At 56.0% G+C, this 26069-nt stretch carries 21 protein-coding genes, 1 pseudogene and 1 riboswitch; of the genes and pseudogenes, 11 read left to right on the forward strand and 11 right to left on the reverse strand.

Annotated elements, in window-relative coordinates; genetic code table 11:
• A riboswitch (cyclic di-AMP (ydaO/yuaA leader) is annotated at positions 1–73 on the forward strand. This riboswitch is flagged as partial in the annotation.
• Positions 74–208: 135 nt separating this feature from the next.
• A complete protein-coding gene (locus tag QJ48_RS17860; protein ID WP_157261673.1) occupies positions 209–664 on the forward strand; it encodes a hypothetical protein in 456 nt (151 codons plus the stop codon).
• Here the strand turns inward: QJ48_RS17860 and QJ48_RS17865 are convergent.
• Positions 656–1921, reverse strand: coding sequence for an ATP-binding protein (locus tag QJ48_RS17865; RefSeq protein ID WP_054974910.1), 1266 nt, complete (start codon positions 1919–1921; stop codon positions 656–658). The genes QJ48_RS17860 and QJ48_RS17865 overlap by 9 nt on opposite strands.
• A 294-nt stretch (positions 1922–2215) precedes the next feature.
• On the opposite strand from QJ48_RS17865, the gene QJ48_RS17870 reads away from it, so the two are divergent.
• Positions 2216–3373 carry a DUF3048 domain-containing protein gene (locus QJ48_RS17870; protein ID WP_054974911.1) on the forward strand — a complete coding sequence of 386 codons (1158 nt, stop codon included), beginning with the start codon at positions 2216–2218 and terminating at the stop codon, positions 3371–3373.
• Between the two features lie 319 nt (positions 3374–3692).
• Here the strand turns inward: QJ48_RS17870 and QJ48_RS17875 are convergent, their stop codons facing one another.
• Entirely contained in the window at positions 3693–5570 is a 1878-nt protein-coding gene (locus tag QJ48_RS17875) for an acyltransferase family protein (RefSeq protein WP_054974912.1), read from the reverse strand.
• Between the two features lie 150 nt (positions 5571–5720).
• Between QJ48_RS17875 and QJ48_RS17880 the strand changes: the two genes are divergently transcribed.
• Positions 5721–6257, forward strand: coding sequence for an RNA polymerase sigma factor (locus QJ48_RS17880; protein WP_054974913.1), 537 nt, complete (start codon positions 5721–5723; stop codon positions 6255–6257).
• Complete coding sequence (locus QJ48_RS17885; RefSeq protein WP_054974914.1) at positions 6254–7618, forward strand: DUF4179 domain-containing protein; 1365 nt, start codon at positions 6254–6256, stop codon at positions 7616–7618. The genes QJ48_RS17880 and QJ48_RS17885 overlap by 4 nt, the downstream gene beginning before the upstream one ends.
• 107 nt (positions 7619–7725) lie before the next feature.
• Here QJ48_RS17885 and QJ48_RS17890 read toward each other — a convergent pair whose 3' ends face one another.
• The 4 genes from QJ48_RS17890 to QJ48_RS36020 form a co-directional block, all read right to left on the reverse strand.
• On the reverse strand, positions 7726–9024 hold the full coding sequence (locus QJ48_RS17890; protein ID WP_054974915.1) for a hypothetical protein: 1299 nt from the start codon (positions 9022–9024) through the stop codon (positions 7726–7728).
• Complete coding sequence (locus QJ48_RS17895) at positions 9008–9583, reverse strand: sigma-70 family RNA polymerase sigma factor (protein WP_054974916.1); 576 nt, start codon at positions 9581–9583, stop codon at positions 9008–9010. The genes QJ48_RS17890 and QJ48_RS17895 overlap by 17 nt, the downstream gene beginning before the upstream one ends.
• A gap of 175 nt (positions 9584–9758) precedes the next feature.
• Positions 9759–10418 carry a YjgB family protein gene (locus tag QJ48_RS17900; RefSeq protein WP_054974917.1) on the reverse strand — a complete coding sequence of 220 codons (660 nt, stop codon included), beginning with the start codon at positions 10416–10418 and terminating at the stop codon, positions 9759–9761.
• A 63-nt stretch (positions 10419–10481) separates the two neighbouring features.
• Positions 10482–11390: a polysaccharide deacetylase family protein gene (locus tag QJ48_RS36020; protein WP_082420563.1), complete on the reverse strand. Its 909-nt coding sequence runs from the start codon at positions 11388–11390 to the stop codon at positions 10482–10484.
• 190 nt (positions 11391–11580) lie between these two features.
• Here QJ48_RS36020 and QJ48_RS17910 point away from each other — a divergent pair, with 190 nt between their 5' ends.
• Both QJ48_RS17910 and QJ48_RS17915 read left to right on the forward strand, forming a co-directional pair.
• Positions 11581–12405 carry a DUF6492 family protein gene (locus tag QJ48_RS17910; RefSeq protein WP_054974918.1) on the forward strand — a complete coding sequence of 275 codons (825 nt, stop codon included), beginning with the start codon at positions 11581–11583 and terminating at the stop codon, positions 12403–12405.
• The gene (locus QJ48_RS17915) at positions 12402–13568 is read left to right on the forward strand and encodes a glycosyltransferase family 4 protein (protein WP_054974919.1); all 1167 of its coding nucleotides are present in this window, start codon (positions 12402–12404) and stop codon (positions 13566–13568) included. The genes QJ48_RS17910 and QJ48_RS17915 overlap by 4 nt, the downstream gene beginning before the upstream one ends.
• Positions 13569–13668: 100 nt before the next feature.
• Here the strand turns inward: QJ48_RS17915 and QJ48_RS17920 are convergent, their stop codons facing one another.
• Positions 13669–17865 (reverse strand): S8 family serine peptidase, encoded by a 4197-nt coding sequence (locus tag QJ48_RS17920; protein WP_063858117.1) that lies wholly within the window; start codon positions 17863–17865, stop codon positions 13669–13671.
• A 273-nt stretch (positions 17866–18138) separates the two neighbouring features.
• Here QJ48_RS17920 and QJ48_RS17925 point away from each other — a divergent pair, with 273 nt between their 5' ends.
• A complete protein-coding gene (locus QJ48_RS17925) occupies positions 18139–18795 on the forward strand; it encodes a TetR/AcrR family transcriptional regulator (protein ID WP_054974921.1) in 657 nt (218 codons plus the stop codon).
• On the forward strand, positions 18792–19304 hold the full coding sequence (locus tag QJ48_RS17930; RefSeq protein WP_054974922.1) for a DUF4188 domain-containing protein: 513 nt from the start codon (positions 18792–18794) through the stop codon (positions 19302–19304). Before QJ48_RS17925 ends, QJ48_RS17930 begins: the two co-directional genes overlap by 4 nt.
• Before the next feature lie 98 nt (positions 19305–19402).
• Here the strand turns inward: QJ48_RS17930 and QJ48_RS17935 are convergent, their stop codons facing one another.
• A complete protein-coding gene (locus QJ48_RS17935) occupies positions 19403–19921 on the reverse strand; it encodes a hypothetical protein (RefSeq protein WP_054974923.1) in 519 nt (172 codons plus the stop codon).
• A gap of 90 nt (positions 19922–20011) precedes the next feature.
• Entirely contained in the window at positions 20012–20179 is a 168-nt protein-coding gene (locus QJ48_RS36025) for a sporulation histidine kinase inhibitor Sda (RefSeq protein WP_082420564.1), read from the reverse strand.
• A gap of 484 nt (positions 20180–20663) precedes the next feature.
• Between QJ48_RS36025 and QJ48_RS17945 the strand changes: the two are divergent.
• Positions 20664–20963, forward strand: a pseudogene (locus tag QJ48_RS17945) (FtsW/RodA/SpoVE family cell cycle protein); the annotation flags it as partial.
• 27 nt (positions 20964–20990) lie between these two features.
• On the opposite strand, the gene QJ48_RS17950 reads toward QJ48_RS17945, so the two are convergent.
• Together QJ48_RS17950 and QJ48_RS39375 are read right to left on the reverse strand one after the other, a co-directional pair.
• Positions 20991–21449, reverse strand: coding sequence for a MarR family winged helix-turn-helix transcriptional regulator (locus QJ48_RS17950; protein WP_054974926.1), 459 nt, complete (start codon positions 21447–21449; stop codon positions 20991–20993).
• 192 nt (positions 21450–21641) lie between these two features.
• The gene (locus QJ48_RS39375) at positions 21642–21845 is read right to left on the reverse strand and encodes a sporulation histidine kinase inhibitor Sda (RefSeq protein WP_054974927.1); all 204 of its coding nucleotides are present in this window, start codon (positions 21843–21845) and stop codon (positions 21642–21644) included.
• A gap of 412 nt (positions 21846–22257) precedes the next feature.
• Between QJ48_RS39375 and QJ48_RS17960 the strand changes: the two genes are divergently transcribed.
• Together QJ48_RS17960 and QJ48_RS17965 are read left to right on the forward strand one after the other, a co-directional pair.
• On the forward strand, positions 22258–24633 hold the full coding sequence (locus QJ48_RS17960; RefSeq protein ID WP_054974928.1) for a glycosyl hydrolase family 28-related protein: 2376 nt from the start codon (positions 22258–22260) through the stop codon (positions 24631–24633).
• A 68-nt stretch (positions 24634–24701) separates the two neighbouring features.
• Positions 24702–26057 carry an extracellular solute-binding protein gene (locus QJ48_RS17965; RefSeq protein ID WP_054974929.1) on the forward strand — a complete coding sequence of 452 codons (1356 nt, stop codon included), beginning with the start codon at positions 24702–24704 and terminating at the stop codon, positions 26055–26057.
• The last annotated feature ends 12 nt before the right edge of the window (positions 26058–26069 follow it).

The following is a 26069-nucleotide window of genomic DNA, read 5'->3' on the forward strand; positions in this document are numbered from 1 at the left end:
GCAAGCGCTGGGGTAGGGCACTCTCAAGCCCGAATCCGACAGCTAACCTCGTAAGCGGATTGAGAGAGAACGACGATCGTGCCTCTGCATCCTGTGTGATTTCCTATGCTAGAAGCCCGAGAGTAGAGTTTCTCTGCTCTTGGGCTTCTTTTTTGTTTTTTATTTCGCTAAAATATCCCATTTCTATGAGGAAAAGGAGAAAATGTTCATGTTGAAATTAAGCGATCCCCTGCCCGAAGTTAACGAAGGTATCTTGTCGACGAGCCGGATCGGACTTATCGAGGTCTACCGGTTCGACTGCCGGCTGATTGAGGCGCGCATCGCGGGCAATTGCCGCGACTGCAACTGCGGACTGCTTAAGCTGTCCTGCCACGGCGTGAACGGATGGACGGAATACGTCGTGCCAAACACGCAGCCGTACGCCGATATCGTGCGGTGGACTTCGGTCTTCTTGAAGCTGAAGGGGTTGTCCGTTTGCGAAGCCGTCAGCTACGTTCGGAGTCATGCCGCGGCGTGGGGACCGGTGCGTACGGACATCGCGGAAGTCGCTCTGGCCGATTTGACCGCGCAGCTGCTTAACCCGTCGGCGGGACATGCTCATGAGGGGGCCGCCTTCGAGCGCTCGCGCTTGATCGACCGTTCGCAAGCCTACTGCTCATTCTGAGATGGAGTTGGACCGCACGGGCAGAATGATCGTGAAGGTCGTCCCGGCTCCCTTCTCGCTGTGCACTTCGGTTCGGCCGCCCATGCTTCCGATAATGCCGAGCGCGACCATGGTGCCGATGCCGGTGCCTTTTTCTTTGGTCGTATAAAACGGGGTGCCGAGCCGGTCGATCTCCGCTTGGGTCATGCCGATGCCTTGATCCGAAATTTCAATCAACAGCTTTTTCTGCTTCCGGTATGCTTTCATTTCCAACGTTCCCCCATCCGGCATCGCTTCAATGCCGTTCTTGACAATATTGATCAGCGACTGGCTGAGCCGGGAAGCATCGGCCTTGAGCTGAAGGCCCTGCTCGATGGAGCTGGCGATGCTGACCGTATTCATGAGCGCGTAAGGGGACATCAATTCGATGATTTGCCTCAGTAGCGGCTCCACTTGAATAAGCTGGATCGAATCGGTCTTCGGCTTGGCAATCGCCAAATAATCCGAGATGATCGCTTGGGCCCGCTCCAATTCGTTGATCATCATACGCAAGTAATCGGGTTTGGCTTCTTCCGCAATCTGATTTTTGCCCATCAATTGCAAAAAGCCGCTTACAACGGTGAGCGGATTGCGGATTTCATGGGCGAACGAGGCGGCGAGCTCTCCGACAAGATACATTTTCTCCGCGCGCTCCACTTCTTTGCGCAGCTTCATTTTTTCATAAATTCCCTCCAAAATAAAAAGTGACACCGCCATCGTGAAGGTCGTAACAAGGATTAAATACATCAGAAACCAACTGAAGAGAAGGTCGTCCCTTCCGGTGCGAAAGCTGGAGATCACGACGGCTGTAAGCGCCCAGACGATGGTTAGACCGGTGCCGTGAAGCACGCGCTTGATTTTGCGCTGGGCGGGTCGAAAGGGACCGAAGATGATCATTAGTGGAAACACAATCGCATATACGATCACCGAGGTCACCATGCCTTCTCCGCCGAGCAGCGACCGGAAGGCGAGATAAGCGATGGAGATATAAAGCAGGTTGCGGTGGCCCCCGTACAAGTAGCAAAGCAGAATCGGCACATAGCGCAGGTCGAAAATATGCCCGGAAAAGAAGCGAATCGGAAAAGCCATGCACATCGCCATCGCTACGGTGGAGAACAGGAGCAGGAACCACCGGTTGACGCGCTCCGGCCTGTCTTTATCGAGACAAACGATTTGATAAAAAAAGATAGATAGAATAATAATAAAGGTGTTCAGCAGCAGGGGAAGAACTTCTATCATAAGACACCTCCTGGTGGCGATGGACTAGCGAAAAGCAAAACGTAATCTTCTGATCCAACCGGTCGTTACGATTTTGGGCAACGGCGGCATCTTAAATGGTTATTTTCGACAATTTTTCCTTTTTCCCTGCTGCGGTTTGTTTGGAGATTCGGATGTCGTTGGAAACCTTTGGGGAGAAAACGCGTTAAATATATTGAAAAGCGCCGATTTTTCGTCTTTTTGCGCGAAATCGCTTCTAAATCAAGTCTCGCTAGAATATAGATTACTAGAGGACATGCAGATGGGGTGACGTGTATGAAACGAAGAGGATGGAGAAGATGGAGCCGGTTCTGGCGGCGGGGGAGGCTCGCGCTGCTGGCGGGCTGCCTCGCCATGACAGCGGCAGGCTGTAGTCTAACGGGGGGAGGGCAGCCGGACAAGCCCGTCGCTGCGCCGGTCGAGCCCGAGAAGCCCGTCGCGGACATGCCGCCAACGCCGCCGGTTCAGCCGCCGGCCTATCAGGCGCCGCTGACCGGGATGATGCTGCCGCAGCCCAGCGATGCCCGGCCGGTGATGGTCATGATCAATAACCATCCCGCGGCGCGGCCGCAAAGTGGGCTGACGCAGGCGGACGTCTTGTTCGAGGTGCTGGCCGAAGGCGAGGTGACGCGGCTCGTGGCGCTGTTCCAGAGCAGCGCGTTCGCGGAGCCGATCGGCCCGGTGCGCAGCATTCGGCCGTATTTTATCGATATCGGCAAAAGCTTCGGGGCCATCCAGGTGCATGCGGGAGGTAGTCCCGATGCTTACGAGCAGCTTCGGAAAGAGAAGATCGCCGACCTGGACGAGATTACGAATGCCGGGCCTTATTTCTGGCGGGAGAAGTCGCGGAAAGCTCCGCACAACCTGTATACGAATCTGGAGAACATCCGCGCAGGCGCGCAAAAGCGGGGGCTGGACGAGCAAGGTCCGACGGGACCGGTATACGCCTTTGCAAAAAACGAAGCGGAAGCGGTCGGGGCGATGGGGACGGCGGCGCAGGATGCTCCCAAGGTAGACATTACCTTTCTGTGGAAAAGCTATGTCGTCTCTTACGAGTATGATGCGGCCAGTGGCAAATACCAACGCTCGATCAACGGCAGCAAGCATATCGATCTGAACAACGATCAGCCGCTGAGCGCTTCCAATGTGGTCGTGATGGGCACCGATCACAAGGTGCTGGATAAGGAAGGCCGCCTCGACGTCCGGCTGACCGGCAAAGGTCCGGCGCTGCTGTTCCAGCAGGGCAAGGTGAAATCGCTGGAGTGGAGGCGGGATAAGACGAACGATCCGGTCCGCTATTACGAGCAGGGCAGCGAAGTCGCATTCCGGCCGGGGCAGACGCACATCATGATCGTGCCGCTGAATCCGTCGTTCGAGAGTCACGTGACGTATGGTGCCCCCGGCGGCGGGGCGGGGAAGCCGGACCCCGTTTAGCGGGACCGGAATGGTTGTCATCCTGAAGAAGAGAGGCCCCGGCCTCCGCCTTCCTCTGTCGTCCAATCCGCATAAGCTTGGCGAAGGGGGAAGCGGGAGCCGGGGCTTCTTTTTGGCACGGCCTGCCTGCCGGACGTTACGGTTGTGCCGGTTTCTCCAGAAGGACGCGTCAGTCGTCGATTTGCAGCGATTCTAACAGTAGTACAGATCGATTTTGTAGTTTTGATATTTTTTGCGGTATTGGGTGCACTGGATGCCGGATATGTCAAAAAGGAGCCGCCGGTGCGGACACCAAACGGCTTTTTTTTCTTGCATTATATCACAGCTTCGTAAGATAGGGCTGAACCGCCTTTGCCAGAAGCGAAGCGTAATATTCGGCGCCATCGGCGTTCAAGTGAACGCCGTCGGCAGCGAAGAAGGAAGCTTTGCCCGCGCTTGCGGCATGCCAATCGACGAGCGTCGTATTGGCGAAGCGGCCGGAGGCTTCCTTCAGCATGTCGTTCACCGTCCCCTCCCACGGGCGGGGGACGCGCGTATTCACCAGCACGATCTGCTCGGCATCGGCAAGGGAGTGCAGCAGCGATTCCAGCTGCTTCTTGGAGAACGCTCCGTTCGTGCCCAGCTCGATGATGATCCGGGAACCGAGCTTTCCTTTCGACCGGAGCCGGTCGGCGACCTCCTGCGCATGGGCCAATTGTCTTCCGACCTTGCCGTCGATGACGATACCGGGCAGCTGCTTCTCCAGCTGCGCAGCGGTGCCGAGCAGGACCGAATCGCCGATCGCGGTAATCCCTGACCCCGCTTCTTCTTCAGGAGCGGCTTCCGGGGCGACGGGAGGGGAGGTTTCCGCGACGCCTTCGGCGGCTTCATCCGTTTTCGGACCCGACGCTTCCGTCATCGTACCTGTCTCATTTCCTTGATCCGGCTGGGGTGCCTGGGCCGACGTCGGCGCAGCTCCCTCTGCCAGGGCATTGGTAGCGGCGGGGGGCTGCGGGCTCTCCCCGAGGCAGGAGACGCAGAAGAACAAGATGAGCAGCGCCGACACGACCCATCGCATGCCCTGCTGCGGGAGCCGTTTCCGGTACCAGCCGAGCAGTTGTGCCCCCCAAGCTTTCATTCCTCCCCTGCGAATAGGCTCCTCAATGAATTTCCAAGATAAAGCCGCAAGTCCGATGGTAGCGGTCAGCTGCAGGGCGGCGCGCGCCAAGCTGATTCCGTCGCTGCCTGCGGCTGGGCTACTCAGGACGATAATCGGATAATGCCACAAATAAATGCCATACGAGCGCACGCCGAGCCAGCGCAGCGGACGGCAGCCCAAGAGGCGTCTAAGCTGGCCGGACGGGTAGGCAAGCGCCGCTACCGTGACTGCCGCCGCCAGAGACAACAGTACGAATCCGCCTTGATATAAGAAGGCGCCGTACTGGCTGCTTCGGACGATCATTAGCAGAATGGCAAGCAGTCCTGCTGTCCCGGCCAAATCTACGATTCGCCTTACGCGGACGGATGTGCCGGCGGAGAGCTTCCCGCTCGGCCAGACGACCGCGAGCGCGGCTCCAATCAGCAGGCCGAACGCTCTCGTATCGGTTCCGTAGTAAATCCGGCTCGGATCGGTGCCGGGCTCGTACAGCAGCGCCATGGCGGCCGCCGAAGCGGCTGCGCCGAGCAGCATGGCTCCGGTAAGCCAGCCCCGCCGGAGCTGCAAGCGCAGGCCAAGCGCCAACAGCAAGGGCCACAGCAAATAAAATTGCTCCTCCACCGCGAGCGACCAGAAATGGCCGAGCGGGGAAGGGGGGCCGAAGCTTTCGAAATAAGACACCTCGCGGTACACCAGCCACCAGTTGCTGACATAGGCCAGCGCCGCCAGGAAGTCTCCCTGAAGCGCCGCCAACCGGGAGCGGTCGACCAGCCATATCCATGCCGCAACCGCCGAGAGCAGGACCAGCATGGCCGGAAGCAGCCGCCGGAAGCGCCGCAGCCAGAAGCTTGCCAGATTCAGCCGTCCTTCTCTTCGCCATTCGGCGATCAATAAATCCGTAATCAGATAACCGGACAGGACGAAAAATATCCCGACACCGAGCAGCCCGCCGGGCGCCCACCCGGGGTGAAGGTGATAAGCGATGACGGCCAGTACGGCCAGAGCCCGCAGGCCGTCGATTCCGGGCATGTACCGGCTTTTTCCTTCGATCGGTGATGGCATAGTTTTTTCCCTCTTTCTTAGCTCGTAGGACTTCATCTTATAGCGAAAAGGGGCGGATTTTGTAACAAAAAAGTTACATCTGTGCTGAATCGAACTATTTCCGTCTTCAAAGCGTATTTACTGTGAATACGGGAACCGGAGGATCGTTCATTGAAGGAATATTTGATCTCGGAAGAGCAATCGCGGGCATGGTTTGAAGAACATTCTCCCTACGTCTACGGGATTGCCCTCATGATGACCAAGTCTGCCATGCTGGCCGACGACATTACGCAGGAAACCTTTTTGCGCGCTTACCGGAAATTTCATTTATACGATCCCGCCAAGCCTTTGCGTCCGTGGCTGTCCCGGATCACGCTAAATATGGTGCGGAGTACGCTTCGCAAGCAGCGGTGGCTTACCTTTTTCGGTCAACTGCCGGTTGAAGCCGGGACGGATTCCGTAGAAGATCTGATCCTAAAAAGCGAAAGCGAGCATGAATTATGGCAGGTGGTGAACCGCTTGTCTCCAAAAAGGAGAGAGGTCCTCATTTTGGTTTACTATGTCGGATTGTCTTTGCAGGAGACCGCCTCCCTGTTGAATATTCGTCTGGGAACATGCAAGTCAAGGCTGCATGCGGCACTTGAACAACTCAGGAACGATGATGCCGAGAGCTATCAACTGACGTCGATCAAGGAGGGGCTTAAATGACTTTGCAGACCGATAAGAAGGGAAAAGCGCAGGATTGGTCCATGGAATCGTCGGAGGCCGTGCAAAGCCGTCTGAAGCAGGTAGGGCCCTCCTTTACGTTTGAGGAGCTGTGGGAGCTTCACAAGCAATCCGTCGGGAAAAGCCGGCCTTCAACGTTTGGGCAAATTACACTGCGAAAAAAGTGGATGATCGTGGGGAACGCAGTTATTCTTAGCGCGATACTGCTTGTGGGAATCGGCCTGTATTCCCCAAGCATAGGCGCTGCTCTGAAAAAAGTTTTTTTTATCGATTTGTTCTACAAAAGTGTACAAGGCATTATGGACAACGGGCTATATCAGATAGAGAAGCAAAATCTTGGTACGGCAACCGACGTATCGGTGACGGATCAGAATATTCAGCTTACCGTTGCCGAGGTGTTCTACGACGGGATTCAATTTGTGGTCAACTATCAAGTGGACTACCTTAAAAAGAAGAAGATTACAGAAGAAGACGCGGCTGTGTATTACGATTACGAGTTTGAAGGCGCTAGTCCCCAGATGGGGGGGACCCATGCATTTACGATCACTGGCGATCATTCTTTCGTAGGGACTACGGTGTTTGATACCGAACCGCTGCCGGAGAATGCGCGGCTTCATATCGTCATCCGGCGCATCGGAACGATAGACGGGAATTGGGACGTGACGGTGCCGGTATCGCTCGACAAAACCAAACCGTTTACCAAAATCGTTCGGCCTCAAATTACCGGCTCCTATGAAGACAAGACATTTGTGGTCGATCAAATTACCTTTACTCCGGTAGGTACCCAAGTTGTCGTCAAGACAGACCAGTTGATGAGTTTATATTACTTTCTGGAAGATGATCTGGAAACTCGCTTCGATCGAGCCGGCGGGATGGGAGGAAACGGGGAGGAGCGCAGTAATTTTAGTCCGCTTTCCGAGATTAATCCGAAGCCGCAATATGTTACTTTGATCGTAGGCGAAATGACAAGCGGGCAATCGAGTACACAGCGGGAGGAATATGCCGACTATACCGGTCCCGGAAGCTTGCCTGTCACGTTAAGGGGAGCGAAAGGAGGAACGGTGACCATTACCGATGTCCAATTTTTGGAGAATTCTACGGTAGTGTATTATGAAGCCAGCGATGCAGTGAATCAGAGACCTTTTCTTATTTTGGAGGATTCGTCGGGTGAACGTTTCACTTCCAACAAAAATGCCGTTCGAATTTCAAGAGAATTGTTCGCCTACAAGGTGGAATATCCGAAGCTTCCTTCGTCCCGGTTTAAATTTGAAATGGTCGTTGATGAATACAGACCAGAGCCTAAAGAACCGGTGAAAATAAAAATTCCGATCGATTGGGAATGAGTCGATACAGCACAGCAAGTCCGGTTCCCGGGGCACGATGGTTCCGGAGACCGGACTTGCTTTCGTAAAGGACGCTGCGCGAGTGCGACCCATGCTTCTTGGTTTACTTACTGCGGCTGCAAGTAAGTTTTCACCTGCCGCTTCCACAGCTCGACGTAAGATCCCATGGCCCATTGAATCATAACGACCGATTCCTTCGGCTGGAGCGGCAGCGTCATAAGAGGGATCGGAATCCACTGGTCCGCATATGGGTAGATGATAATATTTTGCTCGGTAACGATGGCGACCATGTCGCGGTTCGGGGAGGAGAAGGCATCCACCGCGCCCGGCTGCACCCGTACGATATCGCGCCACGGAACGGCCAGCTCGTCGTGCGAGACGACCGATGGGGGCAGCGCCAGCGGCACTTCCCGCAAGCGGTACGTCATGCCTTCTGCTGCGCCGTTTGCCGTCCCGTCGTACGAAGCGAGCTGCGCTGTCCATTTCCCCTGCTTGCGGGCGATGGTCCAGCTCTCGCCGGAAAGATCGGCTGCGGCGGGCTCCCCATGTCCCAAGCCTGCCGACGGCGGCGCAGGCTTCAGCTCCTTCAGCACGGGAACGGCCGCAGCGGCGAATACGCTGCGCAGCGCGACGTGCGGCTCCGATAGCGGAGCGGGAACCTGTCGGCCGGAGGCAAGCTGCTCCAGCTCTTTCACCCACACATAGTCCTGAGGCGCAGGGGATTGGGCTGCGCTGGTTTTGGCCGCCGTCGTTTGCGTCACTGCAACGTAACGGTTGCCGGCGAACATCAGCTTCTCCGACCGGACGACGGGTTGTGCCGGGTTTCTGCGGTCGGCGCTGCCGCTTGTCTTAGGCTTGACCGAGGCCAAATGGGCCGTCAGCGTATACGTTTCCTGCGAGCCGGTCGCTTTTCGCTCGTTCCCGATTTTCCAAAAATCAAGCTTATACGGCATCAGAATGCCTTCGCCTTCCGCCGTCTTTTGCAACCGGTTCCGATCCGGCGCGATAAGAACGGTGCGGTACGTGCTGGGAGCCTGAGGGTTTTCCGCTGCGGGCGCATCGGAGCGCAGGCCGATCAACAGCGCCGACCGGACGGAAGCTTCCCAATCCGGGCCGTGGGGCGCGTGAGCAGCTGCGGAGGGCTGATGCTGCATCTCCGGCTTCTCCGCCGCTTCCTGCTGCACGAGAGGGAGAGGGCGGCTGTCCGTAACGAACAAGAATACGAGAGCCGACGCCAGCACCGCGGAAACGCCCGCACTCCAGGCGCTCCACCTGCGAGGTCTGCGGACGGCGACGTGGTTATCGATGCGTTCTTCGATGCGCTTGCGCAAGCTGTCGTTGAACCCGTTTTGGCTGAACGGCCCGCGGGCCAATTCTTTCTTGAGCTCGTTATCCATCGGATCCAAGGCTTCGACTCCCCTTCATCTTCGAAATTTTCCCCCGTGCGTGGAACAGCCTCGATTTAATCGTTCCTTCGCTTACGCCGAGCACCTCCGCCATCTCTTTCATGGACAGCTGATGGTGAGCGTACAGGATCAGCACCTCACGGTATTTGACGGGCAGCTTCAGCACCATATCCCACATCTCGTTCACGGCCATCTTGTTAAGCACCTCGTGTTCCGTAGAAGCAGCGGTCTGCTCGTACTCCCCGCGCGAGGCGATAAAGTCGACGAGCGTCACCTTGCGGTAGAAGGCCGCCTTGCGGTAATCGAGCGTCATGTTGCGTGTGATGGCGAGCAGCCACGTCTTCACCGAGGATTCGCTGCGGAACGTGCTCAAATTGCGGTAAACCTTGATGAAAACCTCTTGGGTTATATCGTCAGCCTGATCCCACTTCCGTGTGATGCTGTAGGCGTAATTCCATACGTCTTTCCCGTACGCGTTCATCAGCTCGTTCAAAATGGCTTTCTTGTCGGAGCTCGCGGACAGGTATTTCAAATAGTCAAAATTGACATTCGATTCCAAAGCTGCCACCTCTAATTTTAGACGATCTCCCCGACATCCCGGTTCAATCGGAACGGGACCGAACCAGCCAAGCGGCCCCGGCCCGTACCTTCTCTACCCAGTGTACTGCGATCGTCCCACGAAAGAAAGGGGCAAAATAAAGTTGAAAAAAGCTCAACCGCTTCCAGCTCGCCGGTTACCCGGCCATATTGTTTTTCGTGTCCTGCGGACTGAACACGGAGATATGGTCAACCTTGCCGGTGGCCGCCGGAATGACGAATTTCAATTCGAACTGCTCGCTCGCTTGAAAAACGTAGATTTGATCGTCGCCGTTCTTCGCCGTTTCCTTCGGTTTGCCGAGCGTCTTCTCGATGAGGGGCAGCGTCAGCTTGTGAAGCTCCGGATCGTAGGAACGGACATCGAAGATCAACTCCCCTTTGTTGAAGCCGAAAGTGATGCCGCGTTTCTTGTAGGTGGCGTACAACCCTTTGCCGGCCGAATCGATCTGGTCCGCCTTGCCCCATTTTTTCTCGACTTCGTCAATCAAACCCGTGTGTGCGGCGAATTCGCTGCCTTTCACCTGGCCTTTGCGCGCGAGGACCAGCATATCCTTGAGCTGCGTTTCGACGGACGCGGAGGCAGGCTCCGTGGTCGAAGGCGCTGCGGGAGAAGACGGCGCAGGCTTCGTCGGGGCTTCAGGCGTTGTCGCCGCCCCCGGCTGCTGCGATGGCGCTGCGGCTTCGGGCGGTTTGGACGACCCGGACGCTGCGGACGGCGCGCCGGACTGGCAGGCGGTCAGCGCAAGCAGACCGGCGGCCGCTGCGGTGAGCAGCTTCACTCTCTTGATCGTATGCATATGGCAAGCACTCCTTTGCTGAGAGATGAATTTTGGCTTGATCCGGATCGGCCATTGCAAGCCTTACTCTTTCTTTACCCCAAGCTCGGGTACCGTGACGAAAGCATACCCGTCCTGCTTCAACGCTTCGATCATGTGCGGCAGCGCCTCTACCGTATTGTCCAGATTGCCGTTTTTCCCGCCGAAGCTGTGCATCAGGATGATGCCGCCGTTTTTCGTCCGCTTGCTGACAAGCTCTACCATGTCGTCCGCAGCTGCACCGGACCAATCCTTCGTATCGACCGTCCAATTGACGAGCTGACGTCCCGCGGAGGTCAGGCTGCGCTTGATCGAAGCGGTGACGGCGCCGTAAGGCGCCCGGACCATCGGGGTGTAGGAGCCTATTACTTTTTCGATCGCTTCGTCCGTGCTTTTGATTTCTTTCTTAATTTGGTCGGGAGACAGCTTGGTCAGGTTCGCATGATCCCAGGAATGATTGCCGATGGAATGGCCTTCGTCATGAATGCGTTTCAGCACATCCGGGTGATTGACTACCTGCCTGCCTACGACGAAGAAGGTGGCTTTCACTTCATGCTGCTTCAAAATATCCAGCACCTGCGGCGTATACTTGGTGTCCGGGCCGTCGTCGAACGTCAGCGCCACTTGCTTCGTCGCTTTGACCGGTTCCGAATTTCCTTGCTGCGCCGCGGCTCCCGGCTTACTCTCCGGCGTCCGTCCGTCGGCAGACGGCACGGCCGGCGAACCGGCTTCTTGAGAGGATTTCGGGTCTCCCGTATATTTTGCGTGGGTCGCCTGCTCGGGGACTACTCCCGCTGCAGACGCGTTGTCCGGCGTTCGGGTCTCGTGCTGGCCGGGAGAAAGCGGCTGCCTTGTCTCCGCCGCATGGAGGCTGAACATTGCAATCGTCGTGGCGCTGAGCAGCGAAGCGCCAAGTACGACGAGTTTTCGATCGGATATAATTCGTATGGCCATGTAGCATTCCTCTTTCACAGGTTCGTGCTTTGCAAATCATTTGACGAGTCGAGTCGACAAAAAGTTTAAAGCAAGTTCTCCCATTTCGACAAAAATTTTGTGCGCCTGTCCGGCGTTCGGACAGGGGCCCGGACCAATCCTGCCTTCTGGACATAAACTGGTGCAAAACCTTGCAAATGGAGATGAAGAGATGTCTCTCGCCCCCCCTCGTTCCCGGAGCGGCAGGATCAAAATCGATGTTCTGATACCCGCCATTGACAAAGATCTGGGGACCTTGCCGTTCGTCATCGACGCCATCCGGAAGCAGGTCAAGCATCCGATCGGCAAAATTATGATCGTTTCTCCGGATAGCCCGAGAATCAAGGCGCTGTGCGCCAAAAAAAAATGCACTTTCGTGCATGAGCGGACGGTGCTGCCAATCACCAAAAAACAAATCCGTTACCGTTCGAAACGATGGGAGCGCTCCGGGTGGCTGCTTCAGCAGCTGCTTAAGCTGAGCGGCGACAGGTTGGGTTCGAATCGGTATTTTTTGACGGTGGATGCCGACACGGTGCTCATCCGCCCGCACGTATTCTGGCAAAAAGGGAAGCCCGTGTTTTATTGCCGCAGCTGGAGCCATCCCGAATACTTCAGAGTCAGCCGGAGGCTGCTGGGCCGCAGACGCGTCGCGCGCACGTCGTTCGTCGCGCATTACATGCTGTTCGAGAAAGCGAAGCTGGCCCTGATGAAAAGGAGAATTGAAGCAAGATACGGGACGCGCTGGTACAAAGCCATTCTTCGCAGCATTGACAGGTCGAAGCAGTTCGGCTTCTCGGAATTCGAATTGTACGGCAACTTCATCTATGCCGCCAATCCAAGGAGGGTCGTGCTCAAACGATGCTTGAACAAAAGCTTGAACCAGAACGTAAGGAGCATTTTGCCGAAGCGTCTCAAAGCACTGGCCGGCTCCTTCCGGTCGCTTTCCTTCCACAAGCGCAGAGGGTACTCGCTCAAACCGAAGGGGCTGAGAAAATGACATCGTATCAGGTCACATGGAAGGGCCCTGTCACAAGGTATGGCGGGATCGGAAGAGCCAGCCGGGAATATGCTCTCGCCTTAAGCCGGCAAGGCGTGGACGTCAGGGTAGAGGCAGGAAGGGCCGGGAAGAAGAAGCCGGCAGCAGGCAGCACCTTAGCGCGTCTGCTTCGCAAGCCACATGCCGCAGGCAAACGCAAAATTTTAATTTACCATTACCTGCCCCATACGATACGGCTGCGGAAGGAACGCCGTAAATACGACCGTATCATATTGAATACCGTCTGGGAAACAACGCGCGTGCCCCGGAACTGGTTCCCGAACATTAACCGCTTCGACGCCGTGTTCGTTCCCTCCAGGCATAACAAAGCCGCCCTGCTCCGCAGCGGGGTGAAGGTGCCGGTCTATATCGTGCCGCATGGGGTCAACACAAAGCAGTTTAGACCACAGAACAAGAAGCTGGCGGTACGGGGAACGGCTGGAAGGTTTGTTTTCGTGTCCGTCTTCGGCTTCCAGCACCGCAAAAATCCGGAAGGGTTGCTAAGAGCTTACTGGCAAGAATTTGGCCCGTCCGAGAAGGTCGCGCTGGTGATCAAGACGAACGGATACGGTTCCCGGGAAAACGAGAGGTGGATCAGAAATAAAATCAACGGGTATAAAAAAAGGCTCGGGTTTCGGAAAACGGCCCCGGTAATCTTACTTTCCAGCCGCATGCCGGAGCATCGGCTGAAGGGGGTGTATACGCTCGGTTCCGCGTTCGTGCTTCCGACGAGGGGAGAAGGGGTCGGACTGCCGTTTCTCGAATCGCTGGCAAGCGGCGTCCCGGTCATCGCAACGGGCTGGGGCGGACATATGGATTTCGTCAAGCGCCGCAATTCGTTCCTGGTCAAATACCGGCTGCAAAACCCGGCCGTCAGCATGAGAAGCAAGCATTCGATCTCGCGCCTCTTCCGCTATTTGTTTGCACAAAAGGGACAGCGCTGGGCCGAGCCGGATATCGGCAGCTTGAAGAGGCAGATGAGAGCTGCTTTTCGGAATCGCGCCGTTTGTCGAAAGAAAGGAAGACAAGGCAGGCGGGACGTGCTGAAATTCACGTGGAACCGTGCCGGGGCCGGGATGAAGCGGGTGGTGGAACGAACGATCCGGAAGAAAAGACGCCGGTAATAATTCGCTTGCGGCCCGCGGGCCGTAAAAGGAAGAGAGCCTCATTGCCTGGATAAGCAGGCAATGGGGCTCTCTGCGTAAGGAAGGGTAGTCCGATAGCTTAGTTAATCAAGCTGCCGTTCTGCAGCAAATTGTACAGGACGGTTGCGGCGGCTTCCCGGGTCGTCGGGTCGGCCGGATGGAAGTGCGGCGTTCCGTCGATCTCATCGCCGCTCATCAGACCGCTTTTCGTAACCGCATCGATGCTGTTCTTGGCGTATTCGGCAAATTCGGAAGCATCCGCATACGGCTTGCGCGAAGGATTGCTCTTCGGCGTCAGTTGGATCAGGGACGATGCCCGGGACAGCATCACGGCCAAATCTTGGCGGCTGATGCTGGCATGCGGGTCGAAACGTCCTTCTTCGACGCCGTTCACAAGACCCGCTTCATAGGCGGCCGCAATATCGTCGGCAAACCAGTCGGAGGCGCTCACGTCCTGGAACGGGGCTTTCGAGCCGGCATGCAGACCGAGCGCGCGGACCAGCATGGCCGAGAATTCCGCGCGGGTTACCTGTTCTTTCGGCGAGAACTCCGAAGCCGAGGTTCCGTTAAGCAGCAGCTTGTTGGCCAAGGCCTGGATGTGCGATTGCGCCCAAGACGTGTCGATGTCCGTAAAAGAGATCGCGCGGGTTGCGGCCGCATAGGTCGAGATGCCCGGGCGGTTGACGGTTACGGTGCGCGAGCCGTCCTTGTTCTGAGCGACGCTCGCCGGAACGGCATATACCTTTCCGTTGTCGATATACAAGACGCCCAGCGCGTTAGCGTCGGTATTGCCGCTCACGGTAAAGGAGCTTTTCAGGAAATCGCGGTTGGATACCGAAATCGGCTGCGTATCGCTGCCGTTCACTGCGCTAACGGCAAAGGAAACCGGCGTACCGGTCACTTTGGCTCCCGGGAACCCGTCGGCGAAGGCCGATGCCCGTTCCACGTCATACCGGACGGCTACGTTCAGTCCTGCTGCCGCCGGTACGCGCTTCAATACCGAAACGGGGAGCGCAATCGATGCGTTTCCGTTGCTGACGATAACGGAGTTTTGCTCACCCGACGCTTTCAGCGTGTTCACTTGCTCCGGCGTCAGCTTGACGATTACTTGCTGGGACGCCGTGGCATAGACGGAGATGACCACGGCAACCGGCGTGCCGGATTCTGTTTTTAAAGCGGCTTTCAGGTCTGCGTCCGCAATGGTCGCCGTCAGCGTGTTGCCGTCCATCGTTACCGTCCGTTTCAGCGAAGCGGAGGTTTGTCCTTGATTCACGACCGTATCGATGGAAGGATTGCTGCCGGACTGTTCAGTGCTGCCGCTTACAGATCCGCCATAATAAAAGCCGCTGCCGCTGTTGTAGATCGGCGTGCTGCTGTCGTCCGTGCTGCTGAAGCGGAGCGTCTTCCATGCGACATATTGAATAAGCTCGCCGCTGGCATCACGTTTCGGTTGCCCTTTCGCATCCAGGATGAGAGCGCGGACCATGAGTTTATACGTGCCTTCCTTCAGGCGCTGGACGATCGGCTTTCCGTTGCCATCCACTTTATCGTTAATATAAGTGCCGTCGACGTTCTGGAACGTATAGGTCCCCGGAGCAAGCAATTGCGGTTTCCCGCTTGCGTCTTGGTTCAGAATTTGTCCCATGGTGCCGACGTACTTGTCATCCACACCGTAAACGTTCAGATCCAAATAGTTCGCGTCTTTCGCCGTCAGCGTCACGGAGACGTCCGTCGACTTGCTTGGCGTAATGACGGTTCGGGTCAGTGTCACGTCCTGCAGCCCGAAGCCGTTGTCCGGCCGTTTTGTGCCGACATGAACGACAAACGGCAGGTGCAGCGAAGGCAGTCCGGCGCTTTCCAGCAATACTTCTCCTTCATACACGCCGTCTGCGGCTGTAGCCTTAGGCGCGACGGAAAGGGAGAACTTCTGTGTCGACTTGGCTCCGGCGGAAACCGTATTGCCGCTGCCGAGGCCTTCCAGCGTCGCGACGATGTTGTTCACGTCAGGCGTCTTTACCGGGTTGTTCGGATCGGAAGTGACGTTCGGGTGCAGCTTCACGGACGCCTTGTACGTTACCGTTTTGTCCGAAGTGTTCTTGAGCTGGAGCTGCTCTTTCTTGGCAATGCTTCCGGCAGCCATCAAACCGAAGCTGGCGCTGCTGCCGTAGTTGACGACCTCTTGCGGATTCAGGTTCTTGTCAAGAATGGTGATCTGATCCACCGTCTGGAGCACGGCCGGCGTATAGACCGCCTGAGACACGTTGATGCGGCCTGCACCTTGAGAATATACATCGTATGGCGTTTCCTTAGAGTCTTTGATCCCATCCGCGGTATTGGCCATCGCCGCGCGGATATCGAACGGAGTCCAATCCGGGTGCTGCTGCTTCAGAAGCAGGGCGACGCCCGCGACGTGCGGAGTGGCCATGCTGGTTCCGCTGCTCCGCTTGTACGCTTGCGCGTAAGAGGCGCCGGGAATGCTTTTGCCATAGGCCGGATAAGTCGACAGCACGTTCACGCCCGGCGCGCTAATATCCGGCTTAATGCTCAGCTTATCGTCCGACAGAGGACCGCGGGAGCTGAACGTTGCCATCGTATCGCCCTTATCGATCGTTTGCGGATAGCTTGGACCGAACGTCAGGCGGAAATTGGTCTGATTGGCCAACACGGCTGAGGCCAATGCGCGTCCCTGCTGACCGGACATGTCGAAGGCGGGAATATATTCGAAGTCGTCTCCTATGAAGGAGTCGATATGCCCGTTCCGTCCGTCTATGCTGGGGGAGAGATCCGGTATGTCCTTGCCACTTGTATCCTTCGTGATATTGCCGTTAAAAATCACGATGGCTTTGGCTCCCCATTTTTTCGCATTTTTAATTTTGTCTACGAAGGCCAGCGAACCGCGCGATACGAAGGCTATTTTTTCCTTCACGTTTTTGCCCTTGTAGTCGTCGTCTTGTCCGAGCCCTACATACACGGCTTCGATGGGGTTCGTCCCGAGGATCGCTTTAAAGTCCTCCTGCCCGGTCTTCCAGCCCATGACGTTCAACGGATAATAAACGGCTTCGTACACGGAGCTGGAAACCGTAGCCTTATAACGGTTGGACGGGCTGGTCACCGCACCGACGGAGATCGCAAGCTGCGAAGAAGCCGGCGAGCCCATCGAGTAGAAGTACGGCCCTTTATCTCCCGCATTGCCGCTGGCTACGACGGCGACGATGCCGCCGAGAACGGCATTGTTGATTGCGATCGAATCCGGGGAGTTCGGGTCCTTCTCCTCGTCCGAGCCCAGCGACAGGTTGATCACGTCCATTTTGTCCTTGACCGCGCGCTCGATTCCGTCGATCACCTGGGCCGAAGAGCCGGAGGATCTGCCGGTTTTGGGGTCGCGGGCCAGCACTTTGTAGACGTAGAGGTCCGCTTCGTAGGCAATGCCTTTTTGGACGACATCGGTGTTTGTATTCTTGGCCCGGCCGGCGATTGTACCGGATACGTGCGTGCCGTGAGACGTTCCATCGAAGCCTTTTCCAAACGGGTCCTGAGCCTTCGGAATGGGTGGTTCCTCGTAAGGGTCGGGCGTATTGAACGAAGAGTTGTACCCGCCTTTATAGGCATCCTTCAAGTCCGGGTGCAGATAATCGACGCCGCTGTCGATGACGCCGACCTTCAAGCCTTTGCCGGTCAAGCCCCGGGCCCAAGCGTCCTGAGCTCCAATTTGCTTGATGGGCGCAATATCGTAGCTGCCAGTCACGGCATCGGCCGGCTGCGGAGCTTCGACGGGCAAAGCATAATAGGTTCGGTTCTCATGAATCGACTTGACGCCGGGGATGGCGGCCAGCTCGGGAATCTGGTTGGCCGGCAGCGTAATTTCCATGCCGTTCAGCACGGTATTGTATTGGTAGTTGACGTTCAAATCGATGCCTTCGGATTTCGCCAAGCTGATCATGGACGATTGCTCGCTATTGACAGCGCTTTCTAAAGATTCTGCAGAAAGCTGCTGCTGGCCCAGCTCGGCAGCGTATTTTCCGACGGAGACCGGCTGTCCGCTCAATTGGACGATGACGTTCACCTTGTCCGTGGAGGTGGTGTCCAGCTTGTCGGAAATAAAGGCATTGGCCTTCGGATGAAAAGAAAGAGTGCGGATGATTTGCGCATCGACGATACCGGACGGGGTACCCGATACCGATGTCAAAGGCGCCGCCTGTGCAACGCTTTGCATCATTAAACCTGCGGTTAATAGAGTAGACAGCAGTGAGAGACGCGAAAACTTTGCTCTTCTCATATCAAAACTCCTTTTCACTATGATTTTAAGAGCTGAAGTGAATCGTCACCCCCGATTCGCTTTGTGTTTACAGCATTTACAAGAATTTATTGTATCACCTATTTCAAATATATACCATATATTATAGTAAAATCTTCTAATAGAAATGTATAGAATTCGATAGATTATTTGAGTTTGGCGATGGATAAGTGTTGACTATTAAGTTAACTTAGGTTAATTTATTTATTGGAGTTTACAAAAAAGAAAGTAAATTTGTTGAGGTGATTTCGGTCCATGGATGCGCAACCGATCCCGCTGCGGGAGCTTAAAAAAGCGCGGACCAAGCTGGCGCTGTATGAGGCGAGCTTGGAGCTGATCGGCGAACGCTCGTTTCGCGAGCTGCTGGTAGACGATATTTGCCGCAAGGCGGAAGTGTCGAAGGTGACGTTTTTCAAGTTTTTCCGGCAAAAAGAGGACGTGCTGGTCTACTTCATGCGGGTATGGTTGACCTGGCGGCGGATCGAGCTGGCGGAGCGGCCGCTTCGGGGAATGGCGGCGATCCGGCACATGCTCGGGAAGGTCGTCAAAGAGGCGGAAACGAAGCCGGGCTTGATGCTGAGCCTGATCGGTTTTTTGTCGGAAATGAAGATGCACCCGTGCATGCCGGAGCTAAGTCTGGCGGAAATCCGCTTGCTGTTCCCGGAACACGAGGAGCTGGGGGCGCAGGAGCCGGATTTGCATCAGGAATTCACGAAACGGATGCGGGAAGCGGCCGAGGACGGGGAGCTGCGCCCGGGAGTATCCGTGGAATCGGCGGTAGCTCTGCTGCATACGATTTTTTACGGAGCTTATTTGACCGGGCATTTGTACGGTAGCACGGATTTGATGGGAGTCTACGAAACGCATCTAGAGGTGCTGTGCGCCGACCGGGAGAAGGAGGATAAGGCATGAGTAAAGTGATTAACGGCCGCTATACGGCCGAGATCGACGGGGATTTCGTCGTATTCCAGATCGGGATGAGGATCAACAAGCCGTGGGCGGTCCATAAGTGGCTTCCGGTATTCAAGGCGATGCCGCCGATGATCCGGGAGCTGTACGAGAACCCGGAGCTCGGGTTCCTGCACGCTAATTATTATACGACGCTGCGCGGGCCGGTCATCCTGCAATATTGGCGTTCGTTCGAGCACCTGGAGCGGTATGCGCGGCACGGCGCGGTGCATTTGCAAGCTTGGCGCGATTTCAATCGGAAGGTGGCGGCCAGCGGGGCCGTCGGCATATTTCACGAGACGTTTATCGTCCAGCAGGGGCAGTACGAATGCTTGTACCATAATGTGCCGGTCTTCGGGCTGGCGAAGGCCGGCCGGCACGTGCCCGCCACCGGGCGCCGCGAAACCGCCGCGCGCCGGCTCGGACGGGATAACGAACCGGCCGTACCGACGCCTTCGGCGCCGTCCATGTAGAGGCAGCGCAAACAAGCACCTGGGCCAGGAACGGCTTGGCAGGTGCTTGTTCGGGCGGGAGCTAAGCCGCGGTCCGGACCGTTCCGGAGGCGGCTCCCCTAAACAAACGGGTACGCATAGTTTTGCGGCGCTTCGAAAAAGTGGCTGACGTTGACCAGCCTGCTCGTATCGAAGCTTATACGGACGGGACCCTCGGCATGAATGTCGAGCTCGCAGTACCCGTGAGGCCAATCCAGCATTCCCGTCAGATGATACACATGTGGGTTCTGGGGAGTTATTCCCCGAATGGCCCACTCTTTGGCCAAGGAAACCTTGCTGCCGTCGGCGGTTCGGACAAAATCGTTGTTTTGCTCCAAAGAATGGTACAGAACGGTCGAAACGCTTACCTTCGACACCTGATGGAACTCGAGCTTCGCCATGCCGGCCAAATAAAAATGACCGCCCTCGTCCGGCCTAAGGATCCGATTCCGGACGCACCAGTCTTTGCTGACATCTATTCCCCAGGCGCCAATGCGCAGGGTGTCTTCCGTAAGCGGAACGCTGTTAAAAAAAAGATGCGACTCGCGAAAACCGATCGGTTTAAAGGAGTCGTTTGTAATATCTCCCTCAAATATCATACCCAGTAGTCCTTCCATGCCAGAATTCAGTTTCTTTAATTCGCTGCCGAACGGCAGCTCAAGCCCTTGCTTCTCTCCTCTCTCCGGAACTTATTTCCCGGAAAGAACGGACCAGGTCCGGCGAAAAACCGGATCGTCCAATCGTCGATGAATTTCATTAAGCAGCAAACGAATAAATTTCGGATCAAGCTGAAGCTGGATCGCGTCGGTGTAGCAGTCCAGGAGCCAATCGTCTTTAAGAGATCGCATACTTGCCATTGCCATACTTGCCTCCACTCAAAACCATTTTCCATATTTATACTAAAATGATAGTATTAGTTGATCGCGTGTGCATCACATTTTGTTTTTCGTCCGATAGCAAAAAGGATTGCAATATATGGAAAACGAACGCAAAATCAATAAAAAACTCTATCTGTAACGAAGAAGTCCTCGTTAGGCGAGGCCCTATGCAAACATAGGCCACTGCCCAGAAATATCGAAAGATGCCCATGGGTAAAACAGGAACTGCTAGAAACTCAACCTGGGGGAGCGGAAGCGTCGTCGTGCGTCTTTTTAAGCCCTCCATGTTTGTTGGAGGGCTTTTCGATTTGATGCCAAAAGTGGCCGTTCGGATTGTGGTGGAGTCGAATTACTTGATGACCGTTCTGCTTGCTGCCATCGGGCTCGTCATGGCATTTAGCTCCAGTGCCATGACTTCGTTCACGAAGTATCATAACATGTGGTATTTTGAACTAAGACAAGTGACGTGGGCTTCGGCGGGATTGTTTTTTCTTTTCTTTTTTATTTGGCTTTTTTGTGGAGGGGGCTCATAATCGCTCTGCGGAGTCCCGACTTGTTCGGTACCCTATGCGGGATCGGGATTGTCTCGACGATCGGGATTCAGGCGCTGATCAATCGGGGGGGGGGTACCGGAAGCATTCCGATCACGGGAGTGCCTCTTCCTTTCATTAGTTACGGCGGTTCGTCGCTGCTGCTGTGCATGGTCAGCATCGGAGTCCTGCTAAGCATCTCGCGGGAAAGGGCCGCAGGCGATTCGCGATGATCCGCAGGCGGCCGGAAGCGGGTACGGTTACTCCCCGGCAACGGTACCGTTAAGCTCGTGGATATTAACCATCATGGCTTTGACCTGCCGGTTCAACTCGGTCATCTGCTCGAGCGTCATACCGCTGGAGGCGAACAGCGCTTGCGGAATGCAGACCGCTTTGTGCTGGAGCGCCAATCCTTTGTCCGCGATCCGGACGATCACGACGCGCTCGTCCTCGCTGGAACGCTTCCTTTGCACCAGCCCGGCCGCTTCCATCCGTTTCAGCATCGGCGTTAAGGTTCCCGAGTCGAGATCGAGAATTTCGCTCAACTCCTTGACCGTGCTCTCTTCCTTTTCCCACAACACCAATAGCACAAGATATTGGGGATAGGTCAGCCCCAACTCGTCGAGCAGCGGCCGGTACATTCGCGAAATCGCTCTCGAACAGGCGTACAGACTGAAGCATAGCTGATTGTCCAATTTCAAATATTCATTTTGGCTCATGGGAAGAACCTTCTTTCCTCAATCTTGTTCGTCTCGAAAGGATTGATTGTGCACAAGTTAATTTGATCAAAATTATATCATTTTCTTCCCGTCCCCAACAAGTCTGCGAAACAGACCAAAAAGGCTCCTGCGCTGCGCGTTTCGTACGACACAGCGTGAGAGCCCGGAAAGATAAGAAAAGGAAGGCGAGGTTCAATTCGCATGGAGAACGGCGCCAGCCGCAGCCTCTTGCCCCCATGGAGAGTGGGAGACGGCCATCCACATTCGGCGGAAAGCGGGATTGCTTGAACGTCTATGGATTTCTTCTAGCAGCAGATCGATAAATTCGGGATCGAGCTGAAGGTGGACCGCATCCATGTAGCATTGAATGAGCCAATCGTCTTTGAGTGTGCGCATCGGTTATCCTCCATCCTTGGGATTCGTTGCTGTTGGTTATCCCAAATCCCTGTTTGAAATTCCATAATTATACTAAAATTGTAGTATTCATGGTGGCAAATCGCATCACATTTTGTTGTTTATTGAATGCAAAAATTGTTGCATCATATCGAAATAGAGCGCAAATTGGCTTTTTGGAGCTGCGAACCGGGCGAAAATCCCGTTTTATGGGAGTTGCATAAAGAACATGCCGCATGCAACGCAGTGCAAAAAAAATGAACGAATATCCAACACGAAATGCAAAAAGAACGATTCAAGCTACAAAGATTTCGCCCGGCAACCGCGCTATGATAACGGTAATCGCAAAATGAAAACGCTTACTAATCCAAAGGCTTGCTTCGATCTTCCATTTTATCCGTTAGGGGGAATTGCAATGAAGGAAACGCAAGAACGGATACCCGGCGAAGAGCATCGGGCAGACGAGATTCAAGGACAGGACATGGCCGCATCGCCGCAGCAGCCGGGCGGCCCGATGCTTAGCCGGCGAAAGCTGCTCGCGTCGCTTGGTATGGCCGGAGCGGCGGCGGTCATGTACGGCGCGGCGTTCGGCAGGGCGAGCGGGGATGGCGGCAGCTCGGTTACCGGGTCGGTGTACGGCTTAACCGGGTACGGAAACCCCGACAGCCTGTTCGAGAAGATCAAGCGGCTGGCGGCGCTCCAATACGTCGTACCTGCGACGGTCGCGGAGCTGCGGTCAATGACGGCGCCGGATGCGTCTTTTGTCTATTTGGTAACGGACAAAGGGCAGGAAGGTCATTTTGTCGTCGATCCGGACGACCAGACGACGGCGGACAACACGGGCACGGTGCTCGTAGCCGCTTCCGGCGCGAGATTGAAGCGGCTGCTGGAGTCGCCGTATTTGAATGTCAAATGGTTCGGGGCGAAGGGCGACGGAGTAACGGACGATATGGCAGCCATTCAGAACGCGATCCATACGGCGTTTGCATTGGGCGGAGGAACGGTATTCCTTCCGAAGGGGACGTACATCGTATCGCCGTCGGGGAGCACCAAAATCAATTTGCGCGACAATGTCCATGTGTTAGGGGAAGGGACCGCTTCGGTGATCAAGGTGAAGGACAACGCCGGGGACTACGGGATGATTTTCGGGGCCGCTTCGTCGGGCGTGCCGCTGCGGAACGTTCGCATCTCCAACCTGCGCGTCGATCAGAATCCGCAAAACAATTTGACGTGCAACGTCGATTTGCGCCGGAAGGACCAGTATTTCTGGCAGTTCGTGATCGGCCTGTACAATTACGAGAACGTGTTCGTCGACAACGTCGCGTTCGATCCGACCTGCGGGATCAACACGATCACGATGAACAACGAGCGGGGCAATAACGCTTCGGTGACGAACTGCCGGTTCAACTTCGTCATGGCGAAGAGCGACGACCCGGCAGGGTACGATAATTCGGCGATCTATTTGAACGGCCGCAACCATACGGTGTCCAACTGTCTGTTCTATGCGGCGGCGGGTCAGAAGGCGCGGGGCGCGATCGAGACGCACGGCGGACAAAGCGTCGTCTCGAACAACGTGAGCGACGGGTATTACACCGGCGTCAACATTCAGGCGAACAGCTTCGACCAGCACGGCGACATCACGGTCAGCAACAACACGTTCAGCAACGCGAACCAGGGCATCCAGCTATGGCCGTGGAAAAATTACGCGCTCCGGAATGTGGCGATTACCGGCAATACGATTCATCTGGCCAATACCGTACATAAGCGGTATACGACAACGGGCATATCGAGCGCCGGCGGTCCGGAAGAGAAGGGGGCATTCGAGAATATTACGATTACCGGCAATACGATTGTGTTCCAGGAGGAGCGCACGCAGCGGGCTGCCTTCAACGATGCCGCTTACGGCGTCGGTCTGGTCAAGGACATCGATATGAAAAATATCATCATCAGCAGCAATACGATCAAGAACGCTCCTGTCTCGGGCATTCGGATCGGCAGCACGTCGAAGGTTGGCGTCTCCCGCAATATCCAGATTACCGGTAATGTGATTGAAAATGCCGGTCACTATCCCGCGCTGCCCGCGTACGAGCCATACCGCGCCGGTATTCTGCTGCGTTCGACGGTCGAAGGAGGGAACATCTCAGGCAACTTCATCACGGACACGTACGACGAGGCGCAAGGCATGTTCTCGATCCGGGTCAACGAGGCGGACGGCACGTTCCGCGGCGTATCGGTGACGAACAACTTGATCGCGTCGAAGCAGGGCGGCCTGTGGCTGAGCCTCAGTCCGTCGGTGGCGACGGATGCGCCGCCCGTGAAGACGGCGGCCTCGTATCCCCCGGATGCCGGTACGTTCTACCATGGAGAGATCGTGCTCGTGACGGGCACGGACGTGACTTCCGGCCAGACGGCCGCCGGTTACAAGGTGAGCGCAACCGGCACGGCGGGCACGCTTACCGGCGTAACGGCGACGGGCACCGACGGCGACCCGACGATCGTCGTCAACGACGCTTCGCCCTTGAAGCCGGGGCAGTGGATCCGCATCCAGCCGGGCAGCCAGTCCTATCGCATCGTACGCATTTCCGGCACCAAAGTGCGCCTGCATGTCGGCTTGGCGGCCAGCGTATCCGTGCCGAGCCCGGTTGTTTTTGCCGCTCCCGAATTTATACCGTTCGGTCCGATCGGGAAGCTGCCTGGCATTGCCGACACGAGCGGCTTGACGCTCGCCGGGCTGGAAAGGGAGGTAAACCGGCTCAAGCAGGCGATGCGCAGCTACGGGGTGCTGGCCTAAAACGCGCAGCGGAGTTGATAGCGTGTACGGTGAACAACAGATCACGGATAAAGGAGCATGAAGCGGCCATGATGAATTTGAAGCGTCACAAGCGTTCCGCAGCGACCTGGATGGTGATCCTGCTGGTTTCGCTGATCGTATCGGCATGCAGCGCTTCCGGCGGGGAACCGGGCGGCATCCCTTCCGGTACGGGGGGCGAACCGCAGACGACAACGGCAGATCCGGCTTCCATCAAAGGCGAGGTCGTCTGGCAGTACGGCAATACGACTTGGCCCGAGGCGGAAATCAAAAGCTTGATCGCAGATTTCAACAAGACGTATCCGAACATTACGGTGAAGCCGGTGCTCGGACAGCTTGAGCCGATGATTGCGGCGGGCAATCCGCCGAATGTCGCGACGAACCACCGGCTGGAAGCGGGCTGGATCATGGACGGCTTGTTCGAGGAGCTGACGCCTTATTTCAAGCAAGACCCCGATTACAAGCCCGAGACGATGTTCCATCAGGTACTCTATGAAATTCCGCGGTTCGAGAAAGGCCAGTACGGCCTTCCGATGTACTCCAACCCGACGTATGGGCTCATCGTCAATAACAAAATCATGAACCAGTACGGCGAGAAAGCGATTCCGAACCTGCAAGGGCTGAAGGACACCGACGAATTTTTCAAAAAGTTCTGGATGATGAAAAACGGGCAGTACGAAATGACCGGGGATAACCCGCTGTTCTATTATGGCAATTTGTCAGGCTTGTTTTTTGTCTCCTATCTGAACGGCGCCGAGCCCTCCACGTTCTGGAATCCGGAGACGAAAAAGGTCGGCTTGAACGATCCGAAAATCGTCGACGCGCTCGACTGGATGTTCAAGTTCAACCGCGACACGATCAACCAGCAAGCCTACACGCAAATGAAAGCGGAGTTGCCGAAAAACACGCATCCGTTCGTAGCCGAAAAGCAGGCGATGCTGATCGTCACATCCAATCATGTGAAGGATTTCCGCAAAGCGAAGCCGGACCTCGACATGACCGTTATGCCGGCGCCGCAAGCGAGCTTATGGAATGGCGGCTCGAATCTGGCGATCGTCAAGGCGGCCAAAGACAAGGATGCCGCCTGGGCGTTCATCAAATGGATGACCTCGACCGAGGCGGGCGCGGAGTCCCTGTACAACCGGCTCGGACTGCTGACGGCGATGAAATCGAGCCGATTTCTGGAGGAGAAGAGCAAAAGCGACCCCGATCTGAAGGTGTTTCTCGAGATCAGCCGACAGGCCAAAAAATGGATTCCGCAGTTCCCGGTGCCGTACGACACCGAGTATAAAAAATTGTTCCCGGATTTCATGGCTGGCAAAATAACGGCCAAAGAAATGATGGACCACGTGAACAAAGAAGTGCAGAAGCGGATCGACGACTTTTACGCAAGCAAGAAAAAATAAGCGATGGAGCAA

The organism is Paenibacillus sp. A3, from assembly GCF_001399685.1.
Taxonomy (GTDB): domain Bacteria; phylum Bacillota; class Bacilli; order Paenibacillales; family NBRC-103111; genus Paenibacillus_G.

Bases quoted from the DNA above. Each gene is read 5' to 3' on its own strand.
- QJ48_RS17860 (WP_157261673.1), top strand. From the start codon at position 209: ATGTTGAAATTAAGCGATCCCCTGCCCGAAGTTAACGAAGGTATCTTG.
- QJ48_RS17865 (WP_054974910.1), bottom strand. From the start codon at position 1,921: ATGATAGAAGTTCTTCCCCTGCTGCTGAACACCTTTATTATTATTCTA.
- QJ48_RS17870 (WP_054974911.1), top strand. From the start codon at position 2,216: ATGAAACGAAGAGGATGGAGAAGATGGAGCCGGTTCTGGCGGCGGGGG.
- QJ48_RS17875 (WP_054974912.1), bottom strand. From the start codon at position 5,570: ATGCCATCACCGATCGAAGGAAAAAGCCGGTACATGCCCGGAATCGAC.
- QJ48_RS17885 (WP_054974914.1), top strand. From the start codon at position 6,254: ATGACTTTGCAGACCGATAAGAAGGGAAAAGCGCAGGATTGGTCCATG.
- QJ48_RS17900 (WP_054974917.1), bottom strand. From the start codon at position 10,418: ATGCATACGATCAAGAGAGTGAAGCTGCTCACCGCAGCGGCCGCCGGT.
- QJ48_RS36020 (WP_082420563.1), bottom strand. From the start codon at position 11,390: ATGGCCATACGAATTATATCCGATCGAAAACTCGTCGTACTTGGCGCT.
- QJ48_RS17910 (WP_054974918.1), top strand. From the start codon at position 11,581: ATGTCTCTCGCCCCCCCTCGTTCCCGGAGCGGCAGGATCAAAATCGAT.
- QJ48_RS17915 (WP_054974919.1), top strand. From the start codon at position 12,402: ATGACATCGTATCAGGTCACATGGAAGGGCCCTGTCACAAGGTATGGC.
- QJ48_RS17920 (WP_063858117.1), bottom strand. From the start codon at position 17,865: ATGAGAAGAGCAAAGTTTTCGCGTCTCTCACTGCTGTCTACTCTATTA.
- QJ48_RS17925 (WP_054974921.1), top strand. From the start codon at position 18,139: ATGGATGCGCAACCGATCCCGCTGCGGGAGCTTAAAAAAGCGCGGACC.
- QJ48_RS17930 (WP_054974922.1), top strand. From the start codon at position 18,792: ATGAGTAAAGTGATTAACGGCCGCTATACGGCCGAGATCGACGGGGAT.
- QJ48_RS17935 (WP_054974923.1), bottom strand. From the start codon at position 19,921: ATGATATTTGAGGGAGATATTACAAACGACTCCTTTAAACCGATCGGT.
- QJ48_RS36025 (WP_082420564.1), bottom strand. From the start codon at position 20,179: ATGGCAAGTATGCGATCTCTTAAAGACGATTGGCTCCTGGACTGCTAC.
- QJ48_RS17950 (WP_054974926.1), bottom strand. From the start codon at position 21,449: ATGAGCCAAAATGAATATTTGAAATTGGACAATCAGCTATGCTTCAGT.
- QJ48_RS39375 (WP_054974927.1), bottom strand. From the start codon at position 21,845: ATGCGCACACTCAAAGACGATTGGCTCATTCAATGCTACATGGATGCG.
- QJ48_RS17960 (WP_054974928.1), top strand. From the start codon at position 22,258: ATGAAGGAAACGCAAGAACGGATACCCGGCGAAGAGCATCGGGCAGAC.
- QJ48_RS17965 (WP_054974929.1), top strand. From the start codon at position 24,702: ATGATGAATTTGAAGCGTCACAAGCGTTCCGCAGCGACCTGGATGGTG.